Genomic DNA, 26,872 nt, shown 5'->3' with positions numbered 1-26,872 from the left:
CAGGACCTTATAGGTGTTGTGAATTGCTTTCAGAATTATACCTTGCAATGGTAATCACAGCATCTACAAGGTGTGAATGCTCTTTCAGGTCGTTGTGAATTGCTTTCAGAATTATACCTTGCAATGGTAATCACAGCCATCATCCAACGGAAAGGTAAGTTCCATGAGTTGTGAATTGCTTTCAGAATTATACCTTGCAATGGTAATCACAGCAGTGTACTATCATCGGTCGTGTTTTTCTTTGTTGTGAATTGCTTTCAGAATTATACCTTGCAATGGTAATCACAGCCCTTTTTTTAAAGCAATAAATCAGCATCATGTTGTGAATTGCTTTCAGAATTATACCTTGCAATGGTAATCACAGCTAACCTAAAGGTCATAGACCAGGAAAGCGGTTGTGAATTGCTTTCAGAATTATACCTTGCAATGGTAATCACAGCAAGCGTTACCAGTAAGAAGATACGATCCAGGTTGTGAATTGCTTTCAGAATTATACCTTGCAATGGTAATCACAGCGCACCAGGAAGTTACAATATGTCAATGTCAGTTGTGAATTGCTTTCAGAATTATACCTTGCAATGGTAATCACAGCTTTGCAGCCCTTTGCTCTGGCGTATCACCCGGTTGTGAATTGCTTTCAGAATTATACCTTGCAATGGTAATCACAGCATATTGTGGGTGAAAAACCAAACGGTTACTGTTGTGAATTGCTTTCAGAATTATACCTTGCAATGGTAATCACAGCGGATAGCTAATCATCCATATGGTAGTTTTAGTTGTGAATTGCTTTCAGAATTATACCTTGCAATGGTAATCACAGCAGTAGTCTTTTACTATCTGTATTGCATCCTGTTGTGAATTGCTTTCAGAATTATACCTTGCAATGGTAATCACAGCTTTCACGTCCTGTTTTTCCAAACATCTTCCGTTGTGAATTGCTTTCAGAATTATACCTTGCAATGGTAATCACAGCTTTTGAATGGGGTGGACCTCATTGGATTGAGTTGTGAATTGCTTTCAGAATTATACCTTGCAATGGTAATCACAGCATTAGAACTGGAATACCCTGTTTCGGTGCTGTTGTGAATTGCTTTCAGAATTATACCTTGCAATGGTAATCACAGCTTTAAGTTTAGAGATTCAAAGAGTTAAAGAGTTGTGAATTGCTTTCAGAATTATACCTTGCAATGGTAATCACAGCCACCGAAAGCTGGGTTCAAGCAAATTACAGGTTGTGAATTGCTTTCAGAATTATACCTTGCAATGGTAATCACAGCAGTGATTGATGATAGTAAAAACACTAATTAGTTGTGAATTGCTTTCAGAATTATACCTTGCAATGGTAATCACAGCTAGTGCTTTTGTTTCATCGTTTAAACAATAGTTGTGAATTGCTTTCAGAATTATACCTTGCAATGGTAATCACAGCCTGCAATATCAGAAAGCTCTTCTAAGCTTAGTTGTGAATTGCTTTCAGAATTATACCTTGCAATGGTAATCACAGCGATTATTGGGGTAGTCACATTGAGCAGGTTGTTGTGAATTGCTTTCAGAATTATACCTTGCAATGGTAATCACAGCATTTAAATTGCTTGTATGGGGCGTTATCACGTTGTGAATTGCTTTCAGAATTATACCTTGCAATGGTAATCACAGCATGACCAAAGTTTATTTTATAGTCTGTGTTGTTGTGAATTGCTTTCAGAATTATACCTTGCAATGGTAATCACAGCCGACCTCACTAACCTTTTCTCCTCCATAGGTTGTGAATTGCTTTCAGAATTATACCTTGCAATGGTAATCACAGCATGAGTTTACTGATATAGAGGAATATACTGGTTGTGAATTGCTTTCAGAATTATACCTTGCAATGGTAATCACAGCTGTGACCGTAAACCGTTGCTCTTTTACCTCGTTGTGAATTGCTTTCAGAATTATACCTTGCAATGGTAATCACAGCAAAGTAAATTCCTCAACACCAATACAACCAGTTGTGAATTGCTTTCAGAATTATACCTTGCAATGGTAATCACAGCATCATGCTGCTGTGGATGTAAAAGTTACTGGTTGTGAATTGCTTTCAGAATTATACCTTGCAATGGTAATCACAGCTTTAACACAGTTTTGGATTAACTTTTAGCTGTTGTGAATTGCTTTCAGAATTATACCTTGCAATGGTAATCACAGCATACCCCACGTCAAGTGGTTGGTATGCTGTTGTTTATGTTCATTTTTAGGATTGAAAAATGAGCCTGTTTTTTGCTTCGGTTTTTGTGGTTTCTCCAAAAAGTCCTATTGTAACTACCTTGGTCTTGTTTTATGTGTCAATAGTAAATCTAATGGAGCAAGCTTTGCCTAAAAAAGCTCCAATTGCTGATGAGGGGTTTCTTTTTCGGCCAACTTTGTGCCATAGAAAAGCTCCATCATGCCAAATTGCTTGTCGGTAATGCACATGATGCCCACCTTCCCTTTGGGTGGAAGGTTTACCTTTACCCTTTTGATATGGACGTCTGCATTTTCGCGACTGGCACAGAAGCGCATGTAGATCGAAAACTGGAACATGGAGAATCCGTCGTCCAATAGCTTCTTTCGGAAGCCACTGGCGATTTTCCGATCCTTTTTGGTGTCGGTCGGCAGGTCAAAGAATACTAGCACCCACAAACTCCGGTATTGGTTAAGTCTGGAATAAAAGCGTTCATCCATATTCGGGATAAATGATCTTTCTACTGATGCCGGCAAAACACTCAAAGAGCGAATTGGTTGTCCTGCTGGCGGCTACCATTAATGGGCTCTTCTGCCCATCTATCCGAACGTCCAGTGCAGGAATGGAAAGCAATTCCTTCTTCAAGTGGATGTTCAGTTCCTCATACGTATCCTCTGTTTCCACAATATGTCTCACTACCATGTCCACAAAGGGCCGGTACGGCTCCATGATATCATCGGCCAAGCAATAGGCGTTATATTTGTTGCGGTGCCAGATGCCCACTTGGGGCAACAGCCCACTGCTGACCAAGGCCCTTGCAATGATCGCCCGAAGGATGGCATAGCCATAGTTCAGGAGATTGTTTGGCGGCATGCCCTTTTGCTCCCGGTTAAAACCCGGGAGGTCAAAGATGTGCTGCCAATAATAGGCAGCCGCTTGGGCTTCATTGTTTCCTGTATCACCGGACTGGACAGACTTGGCCAGGTGATTTAACCGCTGGACTGGTGTCTCCCGATCGGCCAGCAGTGCTGCTTGGTTTTTGATCTTGGCCGTGACGGTCTGCTGCCAAAGGTTCTTTTTGAGCGGCTGGCTGGCGTTGAGCTGATGACGGATCCGTTCGGTTTGCTCAGTGTGTCCGTGCATGGGGAGAAGGATACCATCGGGAAGGTGCTGGCCGTTGCAGGAGACGATCGCCACTTTATTATTGACCAATTTTCCCATCAGGCCATTGGTGAGGGTGAGCTGGGGATGTTCCAGCACCATCATGCCAATGTCCTCTACAGGTACCGTTTTCTCAGGCTGGTCATCGGGAAAGCTGACGACCAACTGTTCATTTTTGGTGCTGAGGTAGGCGGGATTGCCGAAGAATAGCGTACGTTTGATCATAAGATAGATTTCTGAATATTGCCTAACCTGTCCACTTTTAACTTGATACAATTCTCCTTAATCATTGCTCCATTTAAATCTCTTTCCATTTTATTCAAAGCAGAAAATTCAAATTTGTTTTTTATGCTGCTAGAAACTGTTCCTTGTATGAAAAAGCACTGGTTTCCGGAACTACTTACCATTTTATAGATACTCCTAGCTTGATCTTTATTTAAATTCGAAAAATCAATCAAACTTGGGTTTTCAATCTCTTCTTCAGTAGGCACATAGACCAGATCATTTGGGGACAGGGTAAATAGCAGTTTTCCTTTTTTAGGGTTTGGCTGTATGGGGGAGCGTTCAGGTTTTGGTAAATGAGCTACCTGTTTTTGGTGTTCGATGACTTCATTTAGCGGAACCGTTTCAAACGTCCTTTTTTGTTTCTTCTCATCCCAGTATATCGCAAAAAAGAGGTTAGTTCCTTTTGCTGCTTCCACATATTTTTTTGAATTGTTACCTGTTTCTCCTATTTGGAATTTACTTCCTATTTCATAAAGCTTCACTTTAGTAATAGGATGGTGAAATGTCCCCCCGTTTAGCGTATTGATGTTTTTATTTAAATCCTCTATCCCTTCATGATTAAATGCATCAGCAAAGTTTATTTTTCCTTTATCATCGGTGTAGTTTTTTAAGTGATTTGGAATAATGACATTTCTTATCTGTGGATCGACAATTTTATCAATGTGTTTTTGGGTTTTGATTTCTGTTAGGGAAGTACGGACAGATGTTGCCATTTTATCTTTAGGAGTTTCGATTCCATTCACGACGCCAGATACTGTTTCTTTATGTAGCGATTTCCTTATTGCCCAATGGTCACCTTTGGTTTGTTTTCTGAGTTTTTTCTGCGGTTTACCATTTTTGCCAATATTAAGATTTCCGATCTCATCTTTATAAGACCAGAATTTATTGTTGGCTTTATTGATTACCCGTAAGTTTTGCTTGAAACTAATGATGATTGTTTCCAGTTTATTTTTGGCCTCTATCGGAAAAGATTGCCATGGCATTTGAAATGTTTTGGTGTAATGGCCATGTTCGTTTTTAATCAATAGCTTACTTCTTAGGCTATGGTTCTCTTTTTCTGCATTTAGTGCACTTAAATAGTGTGTGTGATTTCTAGTTGTGCAAGCTGTTACCAGTGCATCCAGGGCGTGATGTCTATGGTCTATTCGCTTTTTATCGAATCCTTTACTGATGTCATCTGGGACTTGTATTCGGTAAGCATTGATGGTATTGTCCCAAAATCCATAGTTTTCAGATTTTGTCAATTCATTCAGGCGCTGAAATCGTGGCGCGATCAGCTCATTCCACTTGTCGTTTAATCCCCAATCTTTTTTAAGTTTGGATGTGATCGCACCATTTACGGGGATGAGGTTTTTGGATGTAGCTTCCTTTTCGTTGTTTTCCCTGACGATATTGCTCAGCAACCCTTTAACCAATTTACTGATATATCGACTATCATTCAGCTGTCGGTTGATAAACCCTTCAGGGATGTCCTCACTCAGTAGGTTTTTAAGTTTGGTTTTGTTGTTTTTAAAATACCGGCTTACATGAGCTTCATATTCATCCAGTTTCAGTAATAAATGGCCGTTAATAATACTGCCTCCTTTGGCTTTCAAATATTCGTAAGCGGTTTTATTGTCCTTGTCTTCGTTGATGGTACTTTCACAGATGATTTTATTTCCGAATGAATTGTCAAAATACCGGGACTGGGGGATGATATGCTCTATTTGATATGCTGTTGTAAAGAGTTTGGAAAGTTGGATTGGTTTTCCGGTGTAAGGTGAAATATAGCCTTGTTCAAGCCATAACTTATATCGTAGAATGTCTGATTTAGAAGGATTGCTATTTCTTCTGATTTTTTGAATTTCATTTTCGCTGACTGTATCATATCTTGCGTCAGGGTTTTTATAAACCCCTTCTTCATAAAGCTTTAGGATTTCTTGCTGTCCTGGAGAGTAAGACCGCACGTTTCCTTCTACCAATGGGTCCTCCATTAGTTCCTTTAAGACTTCTTTGATCCGAAAGTTAGTGTTCTCATTTTCATTGATTGTGCTTGAAAGTTGTTTTCGCTTATCGGCTGAATTTTTCATTTCCCTGCCCAATTCCACATGGATTTCGTCAAATTGATAATGCGGATCATTTATCCTGTATTTTTTCCAGATATCACGTACCACTCTCAGGGTTTCACAGACTACCTGCTCTACTACAGGATTCCTTAAAGAATGTTGCTTAAATCTTTTAAGGTATTGATCAATGTCCTCGGGCGTTTTCCATTGCTGAATGTCCCCGACTTCGGAATGTCGGCCATACACTGCATAACATGCTTGATAGGTGTTTAGGCCAGTGTAAGGCAGGTTGAGGTAAGGAATGAAGCTTTTTACCACTTGTTTGGGGATATCGTCAGCACTTACTTTTTCCAGTTCCTCCGTCAGTTCCTTTTTTGAGTACCCATCTGCCAGCTTCATTGAGTTGACTCGTTCCATGATCTCATCAATACGTTCTTTTGCAGAATCAAGAATGGCGCTCTCATCCCAGTATTTTCCCCGTCGCATAAGTGGAAGGAGTTTTTTTATAGCTTTTTTGGAGTAACTACCGTAATCACTCTCAAAAGGAGGAAACTTAATGAAGGATTCTACGAAAACATCTACATCAATACGGTGTTTTTGAGCAAATTTTTCCAACGCACTTTTATATTCCTTTTTGTCCGTCACCGAGTAGATAATATGCCAGAGTTGTACTTCCCTGCTGAGGGTGTGACCACTCTCACTTTTTCCTAAATGCGTTTTTTCTGCGAGTAAACTATATGGTTCAAGGCCCTTTATTTTTTTTAAGCGTGAAACAAATTGGGTTTGGGTGTCGCAGGCTGGATATTTTTTATCTTCTACATAATTCCAGCGATAGTTATCTTTTGATTTACTGTCTAGTAAGCCTTTGTCAATAAAATATTTAACAATATGCTTTTGTTCTACCTCCTTTTTGGTGGTCATATAATCAAATAGGTCTGTCCAATCTTCCTCAGTCTTTAAGAGTTCGGAAGTGATATCCACATCGATTTCGATTTTGTCTCCAGAAGTTCTCTTTTTTTGATAGACTCGTAAGTTATGGAGCCATTGCCATAGTCTGAACTCTTGGAATAGGGGATGAGATTTGGGGATGGCTTTGATCCCTTGACGTGTGATTTCGGTTTTCCCTGTTTCACTGTTCACTCTCTTAAACACCCTGAACTCATAAGGACATTCAGAGATATCCGATTTTTTGCTTTTTAGCGGTCGTTGGTAGAAGATAATATCTTCTGTAAATAAGTGTTCAAAGCCCTGACCTTTTAATTGCGATTGATGGGCTTCGTTTCTGGGATATAGTTCCTCAATGCAGGCTTGGTAAAGTTCAGGAGAAAACAAGTCGGGTTGTAAGGAGACTTGTGTTGAAATGATTTTCTTGAACTCCTCTTTGTAGAATTTACGTTCGATGGTCTTTATCAGCTCACCTCTAATTTTTTGGCTAGGATGATCCAATAAGGTTTCATAAATGAACTCACCGACTGTTTTTTGTGAATTTTCAATGTCCTTTTCCGTTTTTGCCTTTATAGCAGCCCAATCTTTCTCGGAGTCCACGGCCTTATAGGAATATTTGGTTTCACCACTATTCAAAGTCGAAATGGTCACTATGAACTCTTTGGTTCTCCCTATCCAGTCTTCGGTTTTGGTGATTTGGCGATCATACTTCCAGCCATTTTCGAAGTAAACATCATAGAGGGGCTTGCCCTTCACCATTTCTCCTGAGTCAACTACCTCTTTTACCCTTAATTGGACGAATTGTTTGTCCTTGCCTCCATCCAATTCCTCACCTCGTAATTGATAGTAGCCTCTTTTTTGGTTAAAGTTTAGGATAACCCAAGCCAGTTCCTCTTTTGAAATGGCCTTTGCGAGTGCCTTTTGTCTTAAATAGTAAATTGTCCAGTCGTAAGGGATTTGGGGTGATTTCCCTTTTTTGTTTGGCTGAAATAGTTGAGGTTGTTTGGTTTTGAACTCTTGAAGCATTTCCCCAAATGAATCTTTAAAAATAAATTCATATACTCCATTAGTGTTTTTTCTATAGTTTAGTTTTTCTTCATTCCCCGGTTTGAATTGTCCTAGTTTCCTTTCGAAGTCAATGGCATCTGCGTAATGCTGTGGAAGGAAACCCAAAATATTCAGCACGCGGTGTAGTCGATCTCTACGTAAATGATCTCGCTGATACAGTCTTCTGATGCCTCTATAACCTGTCCTTTCTGCTGTTTGTGAAATAGACTGGCCAGCATCAAATTTCCCAAGAAGATCCTGTCCCATGGGGATAATCCGACTGCCTATGTCTTGGATGACACCATCTTTATTTTCGAAATCGTGCTGGATCAGCGCCCATCCAATACTATTTGTTCCTAAGTCGAGTCCTAATATTCTTTTCATTCTATCTTACTTTAATAATATAAATTAATTTTTCTCTCTAAATGTCATCCGCGAATGTAGTCGTCCTTTAGGATTATCGGTGGTGCCGGTGGGCGGGGGAGAGGTGTGGACCTTGTTTGGCCAAAAGGCGGAAGCATTAGCTGGGAGCTGCTGATCCCAATCATCTTTAAAAATTCTTTTTTTTTAATTTTCATAAGGAGTAGTTTGGTTATTCTGGTTCAATTCGTAAATTGCTTGTTCTGAAAGCAATTCACAATAAGGATTATTCCGTTGTGAAAACATTTAAGGCGGGGCAACTCGCCTTTTTTATTGATTATTCTTTTCTTTTTATTCACCCTCAAATTAAAGCTTTTCATTTTCCGAAAAAATACCCAAAATGGAGTATTTTTTGACCAAAAGTTGGTGGTGAGCCCTGTTTTTAGCGAATCTTTGACCAGTGGTCATAAATAAATCTAAATATTCAGATATCTTGTGCTTTTTGCGGAGGTAGGACAGTCGTTGATTGACTTTATTAGTAAATTGGATCCACTTAAAAATATTATTGCATATCCCATTATGAAATTCACATTGATACACCCCGTATCTGGAAAGCTTAGATACATTCGATTTATCGCCCTATTTGTGGCCATGGCCTACATTTCCGGTTGTGCCAGAATAGGCAAAAAGGAATACCAAGAAGGCAAGACCGTTTATGGCAACAAGGCCATGGTGGTATCTGCCCATCCGGAGGCCACCAGAGTGGGCATAGAAGTGTTGGAGAAAGGCGGAAATGCCGTTGACGCGATGGTGGCGGTACATTTTGCCCTTGCCGTGGTCTATCCTGCTGCTGGGAACCTTGGAGGTGGCGGATTTATGATGTACCGTCAGCCAAGCGGGGAAGTCGTGTCACTTGATTTTCGCGAGAAAGCGCCCATGGCCGCTTACGAGGAAATGTACCAAGACGAAAACGGTGATATCATCGACGGGCTAAGCTTGGCAGGCCCCATGGCCTCGGGTGTGCCCGGATCAGTGGACGGTATGCTCACTGCCCATGCAAAATACGGTTCTTTACCGCTGAAAACATTGCTACAGCCTGCTTACAAGTTGGCGCGCGGTGGCTTCCCCATCACCGCCAAGCAAGCCAATAACTATAATCGCTACCGAAAAACCTTCATTGAGCACAACCGTGACAGCACAGTCATTCCCTTGGTAAAGCTTGACGGAGAATGGGAAGAAGGGGAGCTGCTGGTCCAAAAAGACCTGGCGGCCACCATCAAACGCATCCAGAAGTCAGGACGCGATGGGTTTTATAAGGGAAAAACGGCCGAATTGTTGGTGGCTGAGATGAAGGCTGGAAATGGCATCATCGAACTGGAGGATATGGCCAAATACCAAGCGAAATGGCGCGAACCGGTCACCGGTAAGTATCGCGGCGCGACCATTTACAGCATGGGACCTCCCAGCAGTGGAGGGATAGCGTTGATGCAGCTGTTGAAAATGTCGGAGCATTTCTCCATGGGCGATCTGGGCTTTCACAGCCCTGAGACCATTCACCTGATGACAGAGATGGAGCGGAGGGTTTATGCCGATCGGGCCAAGCACCTTGGAGATGCCGATTTTTGGGATGTGCCAAAAGAGGAACTGCTGGATGATCGCTATATTACCAGTCGTGTAAAGCAGATCAATCCTACCAAAGCCACGGATAGTGAAGAGGTACTCGCCATGAAGCTGGACTACCAAGAAAGTGAAGAAACCACCCACTATTCGATTGTGGATGCCAATGGCCATGCCGTTTCCGTGACGACCACCATCAATTCGGGTTATGGCTCGAAGGTCTTCGTTTCCGGTGCCGGTTTTTTAATGAATAACGAAATGGATGATTTCAGCAGTAAGCCGGGTGTGCCAAATGTCTATGGGCTTCTCGGTGGCAAAGCCAATGCTATCCAACCTGAAAAACGCATGCTTAGCGCCATGACCCCCACCATAGTGGAAAAAGATGGAAAACTCAAAATGGTCGTAGGAACTCCCGGTGGAAGCACGATCATTACCTCCGTATATCAAGTGGTCTTAAATGTGCTGGATCATGAGATGAACATGACCGATGCGGTGTCTGCCGGTAGGGTACACCACCAGTGGAAACCCAATTTTATTTTCCCTGAAAGAGATGCCTTGGATCCTACGACCAAGAAAGCCCTTGAGAAAATGGGGCACCAAATCAAAGATCGGGGCAGTATAGGCCGCGTGGATGCGATTTTGGTCGGGGCAGATGGCCAATTGGAAGGAGCCGGAGATCCCCGTGGTGATGATTGGGCAGCAGGTTTTTGACCGTTGGAAAGGGAAAGGGGGGAGTTGAAGGTTTGAAGGTAGAAGATGTAGATCGCTGGAAGCAGTCACTGAGGGCGTCGTAAAGCCCCACTTCATTCGTTTAATTTGATACCAAATACTAAATACCATCTTCCACTTCCAACTCCCTCGTTGTCCATACCTGTCGTCCATCGGGAGTGATTAGGCTGACCTTGATTTCATAGGTTCCGGGAATTTGGGAAGCTGAAAATGGGAGGGCGATTTTTCCTTCCTTGTCCAGTTGGACATTGTCTTTCCAGAGCAGTATGGATCTAAAGTCGGGAAAATGTTCGTCCTTTTTCTCAGGTGTAAACTGCCAATCCACGGGTTGTTGGATCTGGGGGTATTCCAGGTATAGGGCGTGTTCTGGAATGGGATAGCCCCCAAAATCATTTTCGTAGGAGGTGAAACTGAGAATACCATCAAAGCCATAGCTGAGAATATAGAACTGGCGATTGATGATTTCTGCCCTTTTGATATTTTCAGGGCTAAACTGTGCAAGCTTGTGACTGTTGAAGACGGGCATGCCGTCCACAAGGATCAGCGGATTACCATCAAACACGGACCGCTCGGGGATATTAGTCAGTTTAAAGAAGAATTTCTTTTTGTTTTTGCGAACCAAGACCGTGGGGATATATTCTTTGAGAGTGGTGGCCAAATCCTCAAATCGGTTATAATCGTCCAGGTTGTAGCCGCGGTCAGGGGCGTATCCAGTGACTATTGGCACTTGTTTTTTTTGAGTTGGTTTGAGGAAGTATGTGGTCGTGCTGGCACTTAATACTAAATTATCCAAAATTGCCTTGTCTTTCTCATTGATCTCCAAGGGGGGGAAATTCAAGGTTTCTGAAGAAGGTGCTTCAGCAAAAGGTAATTGCAAGTTCAGGCCGAAAGGAACCGAGTCCTGGTCCGACTGGAGGAGAAGAAATTCGTAATGTTTCAGCGCCCCCAGGTCAAAGTAAATTTCCCCTTTCTTATTGGCCGTGCCCAGGTATAGTGCCGATTGGTCACCATGGGCAGAAAGGAAATACAGCTGGGTGGTGTCTGCTTTTTTTTCTGTCAGAGTGCCTTTGATGATATGGCCTCGCAATTCCGGTAAAAGGTCGGCGGTATTGGCTCCTGTATCCGTCCCAGCTAACGCCGGGGCAAACCGCTGGTCATCGAGAAAAGGGTTTTTTCTGCTAATGGAAATGGAAACATGACTGTTTGGACTGGCTGATACGGTGAGACTTGACCGTTCGCCCAGTGTAAGTCGTGTACTTTCAGGTTGGATGGCAATGCTGTTGGTTGCGGTACTACCGTCCCATTTCCCCCCAAACGATTTTTCTGTATTTTTAGGTGCGGGAGGGATTGCTGGATTGATGACCGAGATCAGTTCTTGATGATACTGGGAAGCATCATTTATGGAAGCGGCATAGCGCGAATAAACCCTCAGAAGATAGTGATCAGAAGGTGTGTTTTCCGGGATCGTAAGGTAGGCATTTGCTTTTCCTTTATCCAAGGGGATTACTGCTCCTCCAAAGCGTTTTCCGTTTCGACTGATCAAGTCCGCATACGCAAAATTAGAGGAGGAAGGCGCTTGATCCATGGTAATCCTGATGGATAAGGGAATCCGTTCGCCAGCCACGGCGATGGATTGGGCACTATGGACATGGACAACTTCCCGTGGGACGTGATTTTGCTGGGTTTGTCGAGCCCATAAATTGGTGCTTAATATTGCGAATAAAAGCAGTAAAGTTAATCTCATCATCGATTTAGTTTTCCCAGAAGTCAGGTTGAGTATTGGAGCCTCTCAGCGTGCAGTCGGTGCATCTTCTGCTTCCGCCACGGTAACCAGCCACACCGCCTACTGCCCCTTCGATGATTACGACAGGGATTTCCCGGCCACTGGAGAAAATTTGAGGGGCCTCCGCCACGCTTACGGTATCGTAGTTCAATGCACAGCCAGCATAGAAAGGATTGGATACGATCCAGTGTCCTATATCCAATCGGTCAAAGAACACCCTTTTGGAAGCGGATGCACCAGCGGTGACCATACCAATGGCCTTGTAGTCACCATTGCCTTGAAAGTGGATGTTGGTGTTGAGGTTGGAAGGTAATGGGCTGAAGATATCGCCCATGTCATTGGTGTTTTTTTCAAGGGTCTCATAAAAGGTGAATGCCTCTTTGGGAATGGCTGTTTGGTGAACGAGGATAGAATATCGCTGAGTGAATTTCTCTGATCCGAAGGGCATTGTTTGGATGACTTTTTCATAAATGTAATCGTCCTGATACTGGGCAGATGAAGCGATATTGATGGTGTTGGAAACCTCTGTTCGCCAGCATCTGTCAATCCGTTCGGTCCTTAGGTCCCGATATACCACGGAATCCAGCTCAGGGTCGAATTTCAAAAAAGTCAGCAACGCAGGATTGAAAATCCACGTTTCTTCGTATTGCCAAGTAAAGAATCTAGTGTCCTCCTCACCATGGGTGGAAACATATAATTCCACGTCAGCACGTTCGTTCTCGTCCTTACGCTTTACCCCGATATCTTCGATGGTTGGCGTGATCAGCGGTGTCAGCCATTCACTTTGGTAAAGTCCTTGGTCAGAAATTTCGATGTTCAGCCTGTATAGATCGTCGTTCGGAAGAGTGTATGTTGCGGAATACTGGCCGTCTGCTATAGCCGGAAGGGGGTACGTCGCTCCCGACTGGCTTTCGATAGTTACCACCGCATTGGATATGGCCATGAATGGCGAGCGTTGATCGTTCAGCGACCCGGTGGTGCTGAGTTGGATCATGGTGGCCTTTCCACCTGTCTCGATATGGCCTTCCACTACCAAAATTCCCAAATCTTCTTGGTTGATCTCTGGGTCATAGGGCTCCCGACAACTGACCAGTAGCAGCATGGAAATGATGAACGGGTATAGGAGTTGGTTTATCTTCATGTCCAATTAGAATTTGAAATTGTAGGTAATATAGGGAATGGGCTGCGCATATATCGACAGCTGATAGCCTCTGAGGTTACCATTTACAGGTGTGTAATAAACCGAGTAGGGGTTACTTCTTCCAAGTAGGTTATACACGCCCAGCGACCAAGAAGCATGGGCCGGCTTGTCCACTTTGTGGTTGCCTTCCAAGTTCATGGACAGGTCAATTCTGAAATAATCAGGAATCCTGTAGGCATTTCTGTCGGAGAAGTAAACTTGTTCAGCCCCATTATAATAGAATTTTGAAACAGGAAGCGTGATCGGGCGGCCTGTGCTGTAGTTGGTGTTTAGCGAAACATTGGCACGTTTGGAGAGTTCATAATTCATTGCTAAAATCACGGAATGGGGCTGGTCAAAATTGCTAGGATACCAACTGCCGCCATTGACTTTTTCAGCCGGCTCCTTATCTGAAGTTTGCAGCTCTGATCTGGAGTAGGTATAGCTCAGCCATCCGCTTAGCTTGCCGGTGGATTTTTTCACTTGAAACTCCAGCCCATAGGCTCGTCCGTCAGTGTTGAGCACGTCTTGTTCTATATCATTATTCAGGAGCAATTGTGCACCACTTCGGTAATCAATGAGGTTTTTGAGCCCCCGATAATACACTTCTACGGATGCTTCCAGTTTGTCTTCTTTCAGTAAAAGGTCCTTATAGAAGCCTAGGGAAATTTGATTGCCCTGTTGGGGACTGATATAGGGATCGCTTAGCTTCCAAGTATCAGTAGGCGTTACGGATGAGGTGTTTGAAAGCAAGTGGATGTATTGCCGGGTCGTATGGAACCCAGCTTTGATAGAAGTGAAATTGTCAATGATGTACCGTCCGGACACCCTAATTTCGGGAGCCGAATAGGTGCTGATCACTTCATTGTTTGCATAGAATTCTTCTCCTGTGACCGTCGCTTCACTTTTGGGCAGCCCATCGGCATAAGTGTACAGTTGGTTAGGTCCCAGGAAATTGTAAATGACATACCGAACACCATAATCAGCCGTAAGCTTATCATTTATCTCATAGCGATCCCCAAGATAAAAAGCAGTTTCCAAGGCTTTTTCCCTGTTTACGGTTTCTGGGATGATGATAGACGCTTCATTTGAAGGAACCATATTGCCAGGGTTCATGTCGTAATAGATATTGTCCATTCCGAAATGAAAGGTGTGGCGGTCATCATGCTCGTACGTGAAATGTGCTTTGAGATTATATTGGGTAATGTCAAAATCAAAATCATAGGCGTTCAAGGGATTTTCAAATCCTTCGATGCCAAATTGGTATTGGTCAATCCCGAGGATGATTTCACTTTCGAGACGGTCATTATAATAATGCTTCCAGTTAAGGTTGGCGTTTCGATTGCTGTAATTGAAGACAGTGTCCGCGACGAAGTTAAAGTCATCATGGCTCCAATAGGAAGAGAAGCTCAGTTCGTTTTTGTCGTTAAAATAATGCTTGAGATTTAGGTTAAGGTCATAAAACGATGCTCCTGCTGCATTCAGGTCAGACTTTTCATTGACGAGATTGAGTAGCCAGTCACTGTAGGTAGCTCTTCCGCTGACCAAGAAGGTGGTTTTCTCACCTATGGGGCCATCAAAAGTCAGCCTGCTGGTAAGCAAACCGATGCCTCCTTTTCCGTGGAATTTTTCCCGGTTACCGTAATTGCCTTTTACATCCAGCACAGAAGACAACCTGCCACCATATTGGGCAGGCATGCCGGCTTTATGAAGCTCTACTTCTTCTACCATGTCACCATTAAAAGAGGAGAAAAACCCAAACAGGTGGGAGGGGTTATAGACCGTGGAGTTGTTCAGGAGGATCAAGTTTTGGTCAGCAGCACCGCCTCGGACATTGAAGCCTACGCTGGATTCACCGACGGTTTTTACACCCGGTAGGGTAAGGATACTCTTGATGACATCCACTTCACCCATGACAGAAGGAAGCCTCTTCATGGAGGCAATGGACATCGTTTCCACCCCCATTTCTGTACGGTTGATATTGGATAATCGATCAGAGCTAACGATGACTTCATCCAGCGAAACGATACTTTCGTCGATTTGCATTATCAAGCTTCCATCGCCCAATAGTTCCACTTGACGCTGTTCTTGATACTGGCCCAAGTGCTGCACATGGAGGGTATGCCTTCCTTTGGGCAAGGTGATACTGAAACGACCATTTTCATCCGTTACCGCCCTGGTGTAATTTTCTTTTTCAAACACCACGGCTCCGATGATCGGTTCACCGTTCTTTAAGCTAAAGATCCTTCCCGTGAGTGTGGCCAAGTCGCGATGTCCCTGATCATCTTCCTCTCCGATGGTCCATAGTTTATTGCCCGTGTAGGCCCTGTCCAAGTAGCGTTCGTCCTGTGTGTTGACAAGGCTGTCGGGAGACTCCTCCGGGTCGAAGAAGTTTTTGGATAATGCAGTGTGGAAATGCTCCGTTTTATGAATGAAAACCCGTTGCTGGGCATCAATGGAGTAATGCAGTGCTGTCTTTTCGAAGATCAGGTCCAAGACATCTTCCAGCTCGTTTTCCTTGGCACTGATGTTTACCGAAAGGGTGTCCACATCAATATCCCTGTAAAAGAAGCGGTAACTTGTCTTGTTTTCTACCACATTGACAAACTGTGAGAAGCGAACCCCGGGAAACAATCCCGAAATGGTTTCTTTTTGTTGGTCTTGAGCCAAGGTGTGTTGTGCCAAGATGACAAGAACACCGCAAAAAAGTAACCGTAGTAGATGGTTTTTCATAGGCTAGTAGTTGGTTTTTTCGGAGGAATAAAATGCACCAAGGACCACCAGTACTTCCCTCAGTTGTTTTTTAAACCTTAATCCTTCTTTTTTCAAGAGTTGTTTGACCTGTTTTTTGGGTATGCCCATGTACGTTTCAATATCCTTCTTACGGTTGATCCGGTGAAATCCCTGTGAGGTCATGACGAAGAAATCTTCATGGATTTCGAATTCGAAGGATTTGTCCGAGGAACCGTGGTCTTTTTTGATTTCTTCTTCCTTATAGTGTTTGGATAAAATGGTGATTTTATCATCCCAGAGGACTTCATAATACCCGTTAAAGTGCCATGAGTATCCAGGGTTTTCTTCGACTTGGATAAATTTCCTTCCATTTTGGAGCTGAAAGGCCTGCACCTTTCGATAATCCAAAATGATTTGTTGGTAATTTCTGGGGTGATAGGTGATCAGCTGATCCCTGACCACATCAAAGTTTAGCAGGACTTGGTCAAATTCCTCCCCGTTAATGGTAACCTGTCCTTTGGTAAATTCGGAGGATTCAAGAAAGGGTGTCCCATCCACATAAAACAAACTCCCCACCTCATATTGCCCACCGGTGGCAGTTTCCTGCGGATGGGGGATTTTTTCTTTATAAGCTTCAAGAAGCAATGCATGGCCACTGGCCAAATTTTGTGCATGGCCCGAAAAGCAAAATAGGAGAAAAAACAATGTCGTAGTTCCCGAGCAAAAATATTTGATCATAAGGCAAATTAGATAATTCGCTTATGAAAATAAAACATAATTTGGTAATTGTTTTTATTCGGTGATAAATGGTTGTAGTGGGGATGTTTAGATCAATGAATGGTGGTCGAGGATTTATAAATGGTTGTTTCTACCATTTTGAACCCGGAATATGCATTAGCCTATCTGTTGCGACCTGATCCGCCGCGGCGGACAAAATAAGCCGTTTCACTTTAGTTTTCGGCATAACCGTAGCGGTGCTACGCTAATGCCTCCAAACTAACTGATTTTCTTGCAATTTCAGCTCTCACTACGATTCCTAACGCATAATCCGGGTTGAAGGTAAGGGGGGAAATAAGAAGAGCCCGGTTTTGCCGGGCTCCTTTGGACTTGATGAAATCATTAACCTTTATTTATCCACTGAAAGTCCATTTTTGGCCAACGTGTCTTCATTATTAGACAGGTTGGTCCAATCAACGTTTAGTTTAGGGTCAATTCCGTTGATGTATTTTTCGATATTGGTATAGCCATCCCCATTGATATCGCCGTTGGCATCAGTAGCGTCCTGAGGATCGAGGCCGTATTTAAGTTCCCATTCATCAGGCATTCCATCCTTATCGGTATCCTGGTACGGAGTACCTTTGTATGCTGGATATCCGCCCACTTGGCTGATATCGGTGATAATGCCATTTTTATAAGAGTCCCTTGGAAGCCTTCTGTGCTCGAATTGGTAAAAGGATGCTGGATCCAATCCTTCCACGTATTCGGGCTTTCCGGTTTTGACGGTTCTGATGATTCGCTGGTCCACAGGGTCTCTTTTAGGAAATGTGGCCCCTACATTTTCCATCACAAATGGGACAGCTTCCTCAGTAGGCATGATGGTCAGGTGTGGCATGGGGAAAGGCTTTTCGGATTTCATTCGGGGAAAATAATGCTTGGCTTCCGAAAAGGTCATTAGCTGACCGTCTTTTCCTTCCATTTGCACACCCCCGTTCCAGTTGTCTTCGGTGACTTCATTATTGCCCTCTACTATGTTGCCTTTCACGAAAGCCCGTCCAAAAACCATAGAGTCTAAGTCACTTCTGCCAGCTTCTGGCTTGAGGATTCTATAGCTTACCGATCTGCTGAGATCGGTTACAGGTCCTGGTTTATAATAGTTGTTGATGATATTGTATTTGGCCTTGTAGTCCCCTCCGTCTGTGGTTCGATGGGACCAGTTGAATACGATGTTGTTGACGAAGTTAAAGATACCATTCCAGCCAATGGAGGGATTCCTGCCGGCATTGCTGGCCCATAGGTTTCGCATAAAAGAGCAATTCTCGCCTCCCAAGGTGCTGCCCAAGGAGTGATTATAAGTGTCCAGGTCTTCTGAGAAGATGCTGTTTTGGATGGTGATGTTTACCGTCGGCAGTTTTTCTCTTTTATATCCTCCGCCTGGGTCGTACATATGGCGGTAGATGGACATATTTTCGTCCAGTCCCCAACTGGCAGAAACGTGGTCGATCATGATATTCCCAACGGGGTTGCCACCGATGGCATCATCTCTGCGTCCCACGAAGGTTTCTCCTCTACGGAACCTCATGTGTCTGATCACCACATCATGAGTGTCCACCCACACGGTTTCTCCAGCCACACAGACCCCATCTCCGGGAGCAGTTTGGCCAGCTATGGTCACATAGGGTGCCCTGATGATCAGGGGTGTTTCCAGTTGGATGATACCGGCTACGTTAAAGACAATGATGCGGGCGCCACCGGTTTCACAGGCTTCTCGGAGGGTGCCGGGGCCATGATCTTCCAAGCTGGTGACGGTGATGACTTTTCCTCCCCGGCCACCAAAGCTGTACATTCCGCCACCTTCGGCACCAGGGAATGCGGGGATTTCTGCTTGGGGAAGATCGGTCGGTCGTGCTGCCCAAGGAATATAAGGTTTGCCTTGCATTTCTTCACGATAAACGGCTATTCGGGCTTTTTCCCAAGCCTCATCGGAATGCTTTAAGGCCACTGATTTGATGGAGTCTGCTTTTGCCCGCTCTTTGGAAGATACGTCCGGGTACTGGGCCAGCACCTTCGAGAAGGAGATGATGGTGATGGCCAAGCATAAAAAACTGATTCGAGTTTTTAGCATTGTAATTTGGTTTATTGTTTTCTTTAGAGTTCGACAATCGAAAGTTGATCTTTTTGCCTGTTTTAGTAATCCTAACTTACTTTAAAAAAAAGAAGCCAATAACCAATCGTCCTTCAAAAGGGAAAATCTTGCCTCGAATTGGGATATTTCTGCGTTGGAATTATTGATGATGTTGGGCTGTCAGGTCCTGGGATCCCTTGACACTTTTTCATTGTTCACCTGTTATTTTCTATCCAGACTTTTTGACCCTAGGAATTTAGGTGTATTATCTTCTTGATTTTTATCGACAAGGATTCCGGAAGGTAACCGAAACCTGATCAGGAAAAGTTAAGGGTGCATGAGCTTAGCCGGTGGTCACCCATGGCAGCTCCTTTTTTTAAGTGGAGGGACAGAGACCCAGCACATCCAAATTGCCCAATACCAAATACAATCGCCATTTGTCTCAAGTCTCAGGACTGATATCTCAATACGCAAGACTCACACACTTCTCACAAAATGACTACTTGTCCAGCCAAGCTTTGAAGTCAGGTGTCTTTTCGCTGCTGATGATGATTTCAGCGTCAAGCGGTGGATCAAGGTCTAGCTTTACGCGCCCTTTGAAATAGGGGTGGATGGTGGATACCGCATCAATATGAAGGACCAGTTGCCGATTTGCCCTAAAAAAGATGTCAGGATCCAGCACTTGGGAGAGTTCATCTAATGATTGGTCGAGAGGATAGCGGTCACCAGTGTTGGTGACCAGGATATTCAGCTTCCTGTCGGTATAGATGTAAGCGATGTCTTCTGTTTTTACGGAACGGATTTTTGTACCTGCTTTGACCAAAAAACGGGATTTATAAGAAGGTTCATTACGTTGTAATGCCTGAAGCAGTTCCTCTACCTTGACCGTAGGGGAGGCTGTGGGCGGATTTTGGTTGATTTTTTTTAGTTTTTCCAAGCTCTTTTCCAATTTTTCATAAGAAAACGGCTTCAGCAGGTAATCAATGCTGTGGACTTGAAAGGCCTTGATGGCATATTGATCGTAAGCGGTGGTAAAGATCACGGGGCTGGTAACCTCCACTTCTTGGAATATCTCAAAGCACACACCATCATCGATACGAATGTCCATCATGATCAGGTCAGGTGCCGCATTTTGTCGGAGCCATTGGACGGTGTCCTTTACAGAGGTAAGGTTTCCCAAAATCCGTATCGAGCTGTCATATTTTTCCAGCATTTTCGTCAATTTGGCTGCTGCTAAATCCTCATCTTCTACGATCAGTACCTTCATAATGGATGGGTTTGATATTGGTTTTGGTTAATTAGTAATGTTGCCCTATACGGCTATCCCCAAGTGTCAAGTCAATCCTGCCTTTGTCGGCAAGCAGGCCTAAACCTCCGTGTAATCGGGTGCGTCTTTTAGCCTATCTCTGTGTTACAAAAAGACTTCCCTTACAACGGATAGGTGTTTTTCGGGCCCTGATCTTGTCCAAAATACACTTCTGCCTTACCCGTCATTTAAGCGTTGACTTGACACTTGCAGAAGGGGCAGTTTAACGGTAAATTTAGTATCACTTTGGGAGATGACCATTTCTTCATCGGAGAAATAGGCCAATCTTTTAATAATGTTGTCCAGGCCCGATTTTGGCAAGGAGCCTCCTTCCTGTTGTTTGGGCTGGTAGGTGTTTTCTACGATGATATATCGGTCGCCATCCCTATAAATCTCAATGGCCAATGGCTGGGATGCGGTAGCGACATTGTGTTTGATGGCATTTTCCAGTAGCATTTGCACCGCCAAGGTAGGAATGTAATGGGTAACCTTGGAGGGACGATAGTCAATGGAGATGTTCAATTGTCGATTTAGACGCTGCTGGAAGAGGTAAATATAGGAGTGGATGAAGGCGATTTCCGTATCCAGTTCTACTAGCTCCTCATCACGATGTTGGAGGACATAACGGTAAACTTCCGCGAATTTGTCCAGAAACCTGTGAGCATTCTCCGTATCTATATCGATCAATGAGGAAAGTACATTCAGGTTGTTGAACAAAAAGTGGGGATCTATGTGCATTTTCAGGGATTCCAAGCGGCTTTTGAGATTTTCAGCTTGGAGTTGCTCGGTCCTGAGCGTGGCTTTTTTCCACCTTTGCATAAAGAAAACTCCAAAATTTATGGACATTACCGGGATGTAAAAGAGCAGACCATAAATGTTCAAAAGAAGCATTTGCTCACCATCAGGAGGCAATCCGATAAAGAGTGTTTTGAGAAAATAATAGCAAACGTTGATGCAAATCAGAGAATAGATCCCACTGACCAAAAACTGGGTCAAAAACCGACGGAGAGGCAGTTTTCCCCACGGGTGTATCTTGTCCAGAAGCTGATGGATTTTGATGTTTCCCCAGATCAGTAGGGCCAGGACAGCAATGATCCACAGCAAGGCAGCTGCATAGCTGTTTTCGCCAAGTGCAAACATGCCCATTACGGGCAGTATTGCGGTTGCAGCCATAGCGATAACCCATTTTTTGTTTTTAAACACCTTTTTCATTTCCATCCAGATCGAAGAAAATTTAACTGAATTGTGGTGCAATTTAAATCTTTGCATCGAAAAAGTACTAAAAGCCCTTTAGTGATCAAATGTTAGCTTGCGCAAATTTTGCCACGGCACATAGCTGAACTGGCCGTCCGTTGACCTGATCATGATGCCCCAATTGTTTTGGTCCACATCGCTTCGTTCTCCAAGAATAATTTTCTCATCATCGACCAAGATCGCTGCTGTATGGGTATCACTTACCGGGTAAATTTCCTTGATCAATGAGAAAGGGACTTGCCTTAGACCACCACCTTGCGCCCAACCATCCAGGGTTTCGATGTTCCAGTGTTCATCGAGGTCATAGTATATGGATCCGGTGATTTCCTGTCCACTTTTTAATTTGACAGTGCCGTAGAGTGCACTGGGGGTCTCAAAATCATCATAACCAAATCCTGTTTCGGTCGGATAGGGAGTGAAATGGGCGGTTTTAAAATCACCCCATTTCAGCGCTATCTGACCCCAATGGGGATTGCGTATTTGGATGCCTGCATTTTTATTGGTTACATTGGTCAGTTCGTGGAGGTAAATTTCTTTGTTGGATTGTAATTGGATAAGGGAGCCTTTGTTTTTTGGACGAATGGATTTCACCTCATAAAAGTGGTAGCGTGCACTGCGGTCATCGATGGTGGTGCCGTCCAGGTACTGGTCATCGAGGTGTTCGTTCATGTCCCACTTGACCAAGCCTTGGTAGGCATAACCTGTTCTGGTGGTTACAAGGCCGTAAAGCGGCTTGCTTTCAAAATTCGGTAGGTTTGCAGGTGTTTTTCGAAACCTGATGCGTTCGATTGTTTTCCATGAGAGCGGCTTCTTTTCTCCGCTTTCGACCTGAACGGTGATGGTTTCGCCCAGTTGGTGGGCATATTCCTGGTCATCATTTAAAAATATCCGGATGTTTTCATGGTTTTTCAGTACGATCGTCGCATCATCATCTCCGGTGACCATAATTTCCAGGATGTTCCCAAATTGGCTTCGGAAGGTCAGTTTGCGAGAAGGGTATTGGTTTTTCCAAAGGGCCATAAATCCCCATTCTGCTTTTTTTTCTCCTGCACTGAGGTGAGGGATATCATCCTGGCTAAGGTGTTCGAGGATGGTGTTGTCCTTTTTTTCGGCTACCAATAGGTCCACCCAGAGGCTTTGACCAGCACTCCAAGTAATTTTCCCTTTTAGCTTGGTTTCATTCCGAAGCTCTACTTCCCCATAGATAAAAGCTTCCTGTTGTGCCTGTAGTTGGGCAGGGAGGAAAAAGGATGCCACGCATAATAAAAAAGACCGGATATGGATCAATCGGATATACATTTTGGATTTACGAATGTATGAAGTAAAGTAAAAGAATAGCTATCGGCAAAGGAAAATCTTCTAACAGGGACAGGGCCTTGCTGAATCGGGATGTCAGGAAGCTGAAATACCAGAAGCAGGCATTAGCCCCTCCTTTGTGATCTGAAACAGTTTGTTTGTGCTTTCAGCTTTTCTTGCGGTTTCCAATGTACAAATCGGGGCAAAGTGCCAGCGGCACGATTAATTTAGTAACCTGCGGATTCATCCGCAGGAGCTTAAGCGCTCCTCATCCTCCCGAAGGAGTGCCATCGGCACGGATGATAGCTAGGCCTACACGAAAATTGTTTCTCTTCAACCCGCTTTATGCAGGACGCTTACAAATCAGGCTGTTTGGAGATTGAATCATCCGTCGCGGCTGATGGTGAATCTGTCTGCCGCTTGGTAGAATCGAAAACAGCAGCGAAGCGACTGATTTTGAAGTAGTGTCAGGTCGCAATAGATAGGCTAGTGCATAATGCGGGCAATGTCCTTTAGTTAGTGTGAATTTGGAAATATTGGTTCTATTATTTTTCTGCTAAATTCAAAGATGGTCTTCACCTCTATACCTTTGTCACTTTTTTGCTTCAGGTCAAAAAAGTAACCCAAAAACCCCGCCGCTACGCCACGGCGCACAGGTGTGCAGCTATTGGGCTAAAATTAAAACCTTCCCTCATGCAGGCAAACTCCTCCTTTTCTAGCAGCCAACATTATTTTTGGCTAGTATTTCGTCAAACAAGCCTGCCTTTTTGCCCACCCGCTTTTTAATTTCTTAACGCCCAATAGCTGCAAGGCGGATTCAGTTAATAACCTGAGCTCGACTTAATTTTTGTATTAAAATCGTTGCGAACCCTTTTAAGGAAGATGTGGGTTGGAAAAGGGGGTGGCAATCCTGAAATACGGAGACTGCCACGGCTTCCACCCCTCATATCTCCCTCTAAGCCTCGCAGTGACGATTTTAAAATCGAACTGAGGTTAATAAGTCCCAAAAAGGTATCGCTTCCTTTTGACGGCCCTTGGTATGCCTGTTTTCCAGCCGATGGTGGAGGCCGTTAAGAAAGTGAGTTGGCTCGCGTCGTGGAACAGCGAGACCCACTCGCTTTTAGGCCGTAGCCATCGGGTGGAAATTAAAATGGGTGACGGATCCACGTCGCAGGGTAAATCCATGTCCCATTTTAAAGGGCAGACCACCGGCCTAGATTTTTTTCTTTCTTTTTTCATCAATGGAAAAAAGGGAAAGGATAAAATCCACCAGGATGATCAGGTTTCCCCAGTCAAAGTCAATCAAAAAAAGGACTTTTAGGTATATGAAAAGAAGGAAATCCCCTTAACTAAACGGCATTGATAATGCGGGTAGAATTCTTCATTGATCATTCGGCCACTTTATTTCCCGATTCAGTGGACAAATATCCATTTTGGCAGAAATACACTCATTTAAGGGAAAAATAGATAGTACTTTCAAGCAGTTCTTAAAGCTAGTGGATGCCGATTATTGCCTTAATCAGGAAGCGTCCAACACCAAAAATAACCAATAGCATGATGATGAAGCGAACGATTGCACCTTTACGAGCGTATTTTTATCAATGGGTATGCTTGGCCATTTTAGGACTTATGGCTACCCACGGCTATGCACAGTCGCCAGCGTTAAAAGTTGATTTTGATTTTGGAGGAAGGAAGTTAGGAGAGGTGAACGAGCCTGGATACACTTCCTGGGTAGTGGAAGAAGGAAATAAAGCAGAAGCTGATTTTTCCGATATAACCTTTACCGTAAGCGGTGACGGACTACATTCCAGTTGGTATAAGGCAGGTGTCCAAGCCCCCTTTTACGCTCGCCTAAGCAATGACGGAGTGGTGGCCAATGAAGAGATAATCTTGACCATCGATGGACTTCCGGCCGGGAAGCATACCCTGATGAATTTTTACAATACGTTTGACAATCCGGAAAACCATACGTTTTCTCCTATTGATATTTATGTCAATGATGAATTGCAGATGGATGACCTGATGCCCAGTAATAGGGCAGATAGCAGGGCTGTCACGGCTACAGCGTACTTGACATTTGAAGTAGCAGCAGGTGAAGCAGTGACCATCAGGATGGTGAACGATCCCAAAGACCAAACCAATGCTGCGGCCTTGGTTTGGAATGGGTTTGAGCTGAACAGGCCCGATATAAAAAAGCAAGCAAAAAATCCGGTGCCTGAAGATGGTGACGAACACGTGGAAGCGGACAGTGGTGTAACGCTGAAATGGGAACCTGCCGAAAGAGGCGTGAAGCACCAGCTGTATTTCGGTACGTCAAAAACATCCGTATCGAAGGCTACTCCCCAAGATGATGCTTACCAAGGAGAACTTACAGCAAACGAATATCAGGTGAATGATCTCTACAGCATGGATACCTATTATTGGAGGGTGGACGAAGTAGGTCCGTCCGGGGAGATCACCAAAGGAAATGTGTGGTATTTCAGGCCAGCCCAGTTGGCATTTCGAGGAGCGGAAGGATATGGTCGCTACGCGCGTGGTGGTAGAGGTGGCAAAGTGGTCATCGTGACCAACCTTAACGACAGCGGTCCGGGAAGCTTGCGGGAAGCGGTGACCAATGATATAGGCCCAAGAACCATTGTTTTTGCGGTGGGAGGGACGATTGAGCTTAAGTCCAGATTGGTTTCCAACCAGCCCTATGTGACGATTGCAGGACAAACGGCTCCTGGAAAAGGAATTATGATCAAAAGGGCGCCATTGGGCATCACCGGTGATGATGGGGTGGCCCGTTTTCTTCGAGTAGGCATCGGTTCGGGACGTACCTTTGACGGTATGGGACTTACAGGTGCCAACTATAGCATTATTGATCATTGTTCCATCCGGTGGACGATCGATGAATCCTTTAGTTCGCGGGGAGCGCATCATATTACCCTACAGAAAACTTTGATCGCCGAAGCCCTCAATGTAGCCGACCATAGTAAATACGAACAGGGGAAAATGCACGGATATGCGGCCACGATCGGTGGTGATATTGGGAGTTTCCACCATAATTTGTTGGCTCATAACTATGGCAGAAACTGGAGTATGGGCAGTGGACTGGATGGCAATGCTTACTACAAAGGTAAATTGGATATTCGGAACAATGTGGTTTACAACTGGGGAAGCAGGACGACAGATGGCGGGTCCCATGAGGTGAATTTTGTCAACAATTACTATAAACCAGGCCCGGGTACCAAGCATTTTATCGCCTTGACCATCGATCATGAAGGTGTAGGGCTGGGGACACAGCGGGGGTATTTTTCCGGTAACGTGATGCCGGGTTATTTTGACGAAGATAATCAGGAAGAAGGAAGAAGAGAGCGCTATCATAATGGAGATTACAAGAAATATGAAGGCTTTGTGGACGAACCCTTTTTTCCATCACACATTACCACGCAGCCCGCTAGGGAAGCATATAAAATCGTATTGTCAGATGTCGGTGCCAACCAGCCAGTGTTAGATGATCATGACCAAAGGATCATCCAAGAAACCTTGGACAGTACCTATACTTACAAAGGCAGCTTAAGCGGCATTCCCGGAATGCCGGATACGGAGAAGGATGTAGGGGGATGGGAAGATTATCCTGAGGTGAAGCGTCCCGAAAACTGGGATAGCGATCAAGACGGCTTGCCTGATTGGTGGGAGGAAGCCAAAGGACTGAATCCTAACAGTGATCATGGTGACTTTTCGGATGCCAACCAGGATAAAGACCGCGATGGTTTTACCCAGCTAGACGAATATTTGGATTGGATGTCCAGGCCGCATTACTTTATGGAGAAAGGTGATGCCCTGAACCTGGCCCTCAAACCACTGTTCAAGGGATTTGAAGATGGACTTCACTATTCACTGGAAGAGCAAAAAGACCAGCCTTTTACCATCCAGGATGATCACTTGATCTTTACACCTGTAGAAGCAGGACTGGCTGCCGTAAAAGTCAATGTAGAAGATAAGGAAGGCCACACCATGACCAGATGGGTAAACGTCTTCGTTAAAGATAATTAATTCGTTATTTGGGTTTTTGTTAATTGATGGCAGCCCTTTTCCTGTGGA

General features: G+C 44.2%; 14 protein-coding genes and 1 CRISPR repeat array (1 of these 15 only partly in view). Of the genes, 3 read left to right on the top strand and 11 right to left on the bottom strand.

Features of this window, described 5'->3' with window-relative positions:
* Positions 1-2,188: a CRISPR direct-repeat array (repeat unit 46 nt; unit sequence GTTGTGAATTGCTTTCAGAATTATACCTTGCAATGGTAATCACAGC) (it extends 897 nt beyond the left edge of the window).
* A gap of 167 nt (positions 2,189-2,355) precedes the next feature.
* From cas2 to cas9, 3 genes are read right to left on the bottom strand one after another with little or no spacing between them, the layout of a single operon-like run.
* Entirely contained in the window at positions 2,356-2,703 is a 348-nt protein-coding gene (gene cas2 / locus FDP09_RS19165; RefSeq protein WP_137404197.1) for a CRISPR-associated endonuclease Cas2, read from the bottom strand.
* A complete protein-coding gene (gene cas1, locus FDP09_RS19160; protein WP_137404196.1) occupies positions 2,696-3,589 on the bottom strand; it encodes a type II CRISPR-associated endonuclease Cas1 in 894 nt (297 codons plus the stop codon). Before cas1 ends, cas2 begins: the two co-directional genes overlap by 8 nt.
* On the bottom strand, positions 3,586-8,070 hold the full coding sequence (gene cas9 / locus FDP09_RS19155; protein ID WP_137404195.1) for a type II CRISPR RNA-guided endonuclease Cas9: 4,485 nt from the start codon (positions 8,068-8,070) through the stop codon (positions 3,586-3,588). Before cas9 ends, cas1 begins: the two co-directional genes overlap by 4 nt.
* 555 nt (positions 8,071-8,625) lie before the next feature.
* Between cas9 and ggt the strand changes: the two genes are divergently transcribed.
* Positions 8,626-10,374 (top strand): gamma-glutamyltransferase, encoded by a 1,749-nt coding sequence (gene ggt, locus FDP09_RS19150; RefSeq protein WP_137404194.1) that lies wholly within the window; start codon positions 8,626-8,628, stop codon positions 10,372-10,374.
* Between the two features lie 118 nt (positions 10,375-10,492).
* Here the strand turns inward: ggt and FDP09_RS19145 are convergent, their stop codons facing one another.
* The 8 genes from FDP09_RS19145 to FDP09_RS19110 form a co-directional block, all read right to left on the bottom strand.
* Positions 10,493-12,139 (bottom strand): hypothetical protein, encoded by a 1,647-nt coding sequence (locus FDP09_RS19145; RefSeq protein ID WP_137404193.1) that lies wholly within the window; start codon positions 12,137-12,139, stop codon positions 10,493-10,495.
* A 4-nt stretch (positions 12,140-12,143) separates the two neighbouring features.
* Positions 12,144-13,316, bottom strand: a complete 1,173-nt coding sequence (locus FDP09_RS19140; protein WP_137404192.1) for a DUF4249 domain-containing protein — start codon at positions 13,314-13,316, stop codon at positions 12,144-12,146.
* 6 nt (positions 13,317-13,322) lie between these two features.
* Positions 13,323-16,088 (bottom strand): TonB-dependent receptor, encoded by a 2,766-nt coding sequence (locus tag FDP09_RS19135; protein ID WP_137404191.1) that lies wholly within the window; start codon positions 16,086-16,088, stop codon positions 13,323-13,325.
* A gap of 3 nt (positions 16,089-16,091) precedes the next feature.
* On the bottom strand, positions 16,092-16,826 hold the full coding sequence (locus FDP09_RS19130) for a hypothetical protein (RefSeq protein WP_137404190.1): 735 nt from the start codon (positions 16,824-16,826) through the stop codon (positions 16,092-16,094).
* A 388-nt stretch (positions 16,827-17,214) separates the two neighbouring features.
* Positions 17,215-18,930 (bottom strand): pectate lyase family protein, encoded by a 1,716-nt coding sequence (locus FDP09_RS19125; RefSeq protein WP_137404189.1) that lies wholly within the window; start codon positions 18,928-18,930, stop codon positions 17,215-17,217.
* A gap of 499 nt (positions 18,931-19,429) precedes the next feature.
* Positions 19,430-20,197: a LytR/AlgR family response regulator transcription factor gene (locus FDP09_RS19120; RefSeq protein ID WP_137404188.1), complete on the bottom strand. Its 768-nt coding sequence runs from the start codon at positions 20,195-20,197 to the stop codon at positions 19,430-19,432.
* A gap of 216 nt (positions 20,198-20,413) precedes the next feature.
* Entirely contained in the window at positions 20,414-21,409 is a 996-nt protein-coding gene (locus tag FDP09_RS19115) for a sensor histidine kinase (RefSeq protein WP_229683460.1), read from the bottom strand.
* Positions 21,410-21,526: 117 nt separating this feature from the next.
* On the bottom strand, positions 21,527-22,789 hold the full coding sequence (locus FDP09_RS19110) for a hypothetical protein (protein WP_137404186.1): 1,263 nt from the start codon (positions 22,787-22,789) through the stop codon (positions 21,527-21,529).
* Positions 22,790-23,825: 1,036 nt separating this feature from the next.
* Here FDP09_RS19110 and FDP09_RS19105 point away from each other — a divergent pair.
* Positions 23,826-24,107, top strand: coding sequence for a hypothetical protein (locus FDP09_RS19105; RefSeq protein WP_137404185.1), 282 nt, complete (start codon positions 23,826-23,828; stop codon positions 24,105-24,107).
* A gap of 233 nt (positions 24,108-24,340) precedes the next feature.
* Complete coding sequence (locus FDP09_RS19100) at positions 24,341-26,824, top strand: T9SS C-terminal target domain-containing protein (RefSeq protein ID WP_229683461.1); 2,484 nt, start codon at positions 24,341-24,343, stop codon at positions 26,822-26,824.
* Positions 26,825-26,872: the final 48 nt, after the last annotated feature.

The organism is Echinicola rosea (assembly GCF_005281475.1).
GTDB lineage: Bacteria > Bacteroidota > Bacteroidia > Cytophagales > Cyclobacteriaceae > Echinicola > Echinicola rosea.
This window is presented reverse-complemented; position numbering and strand designations above follow the sequence as displayed.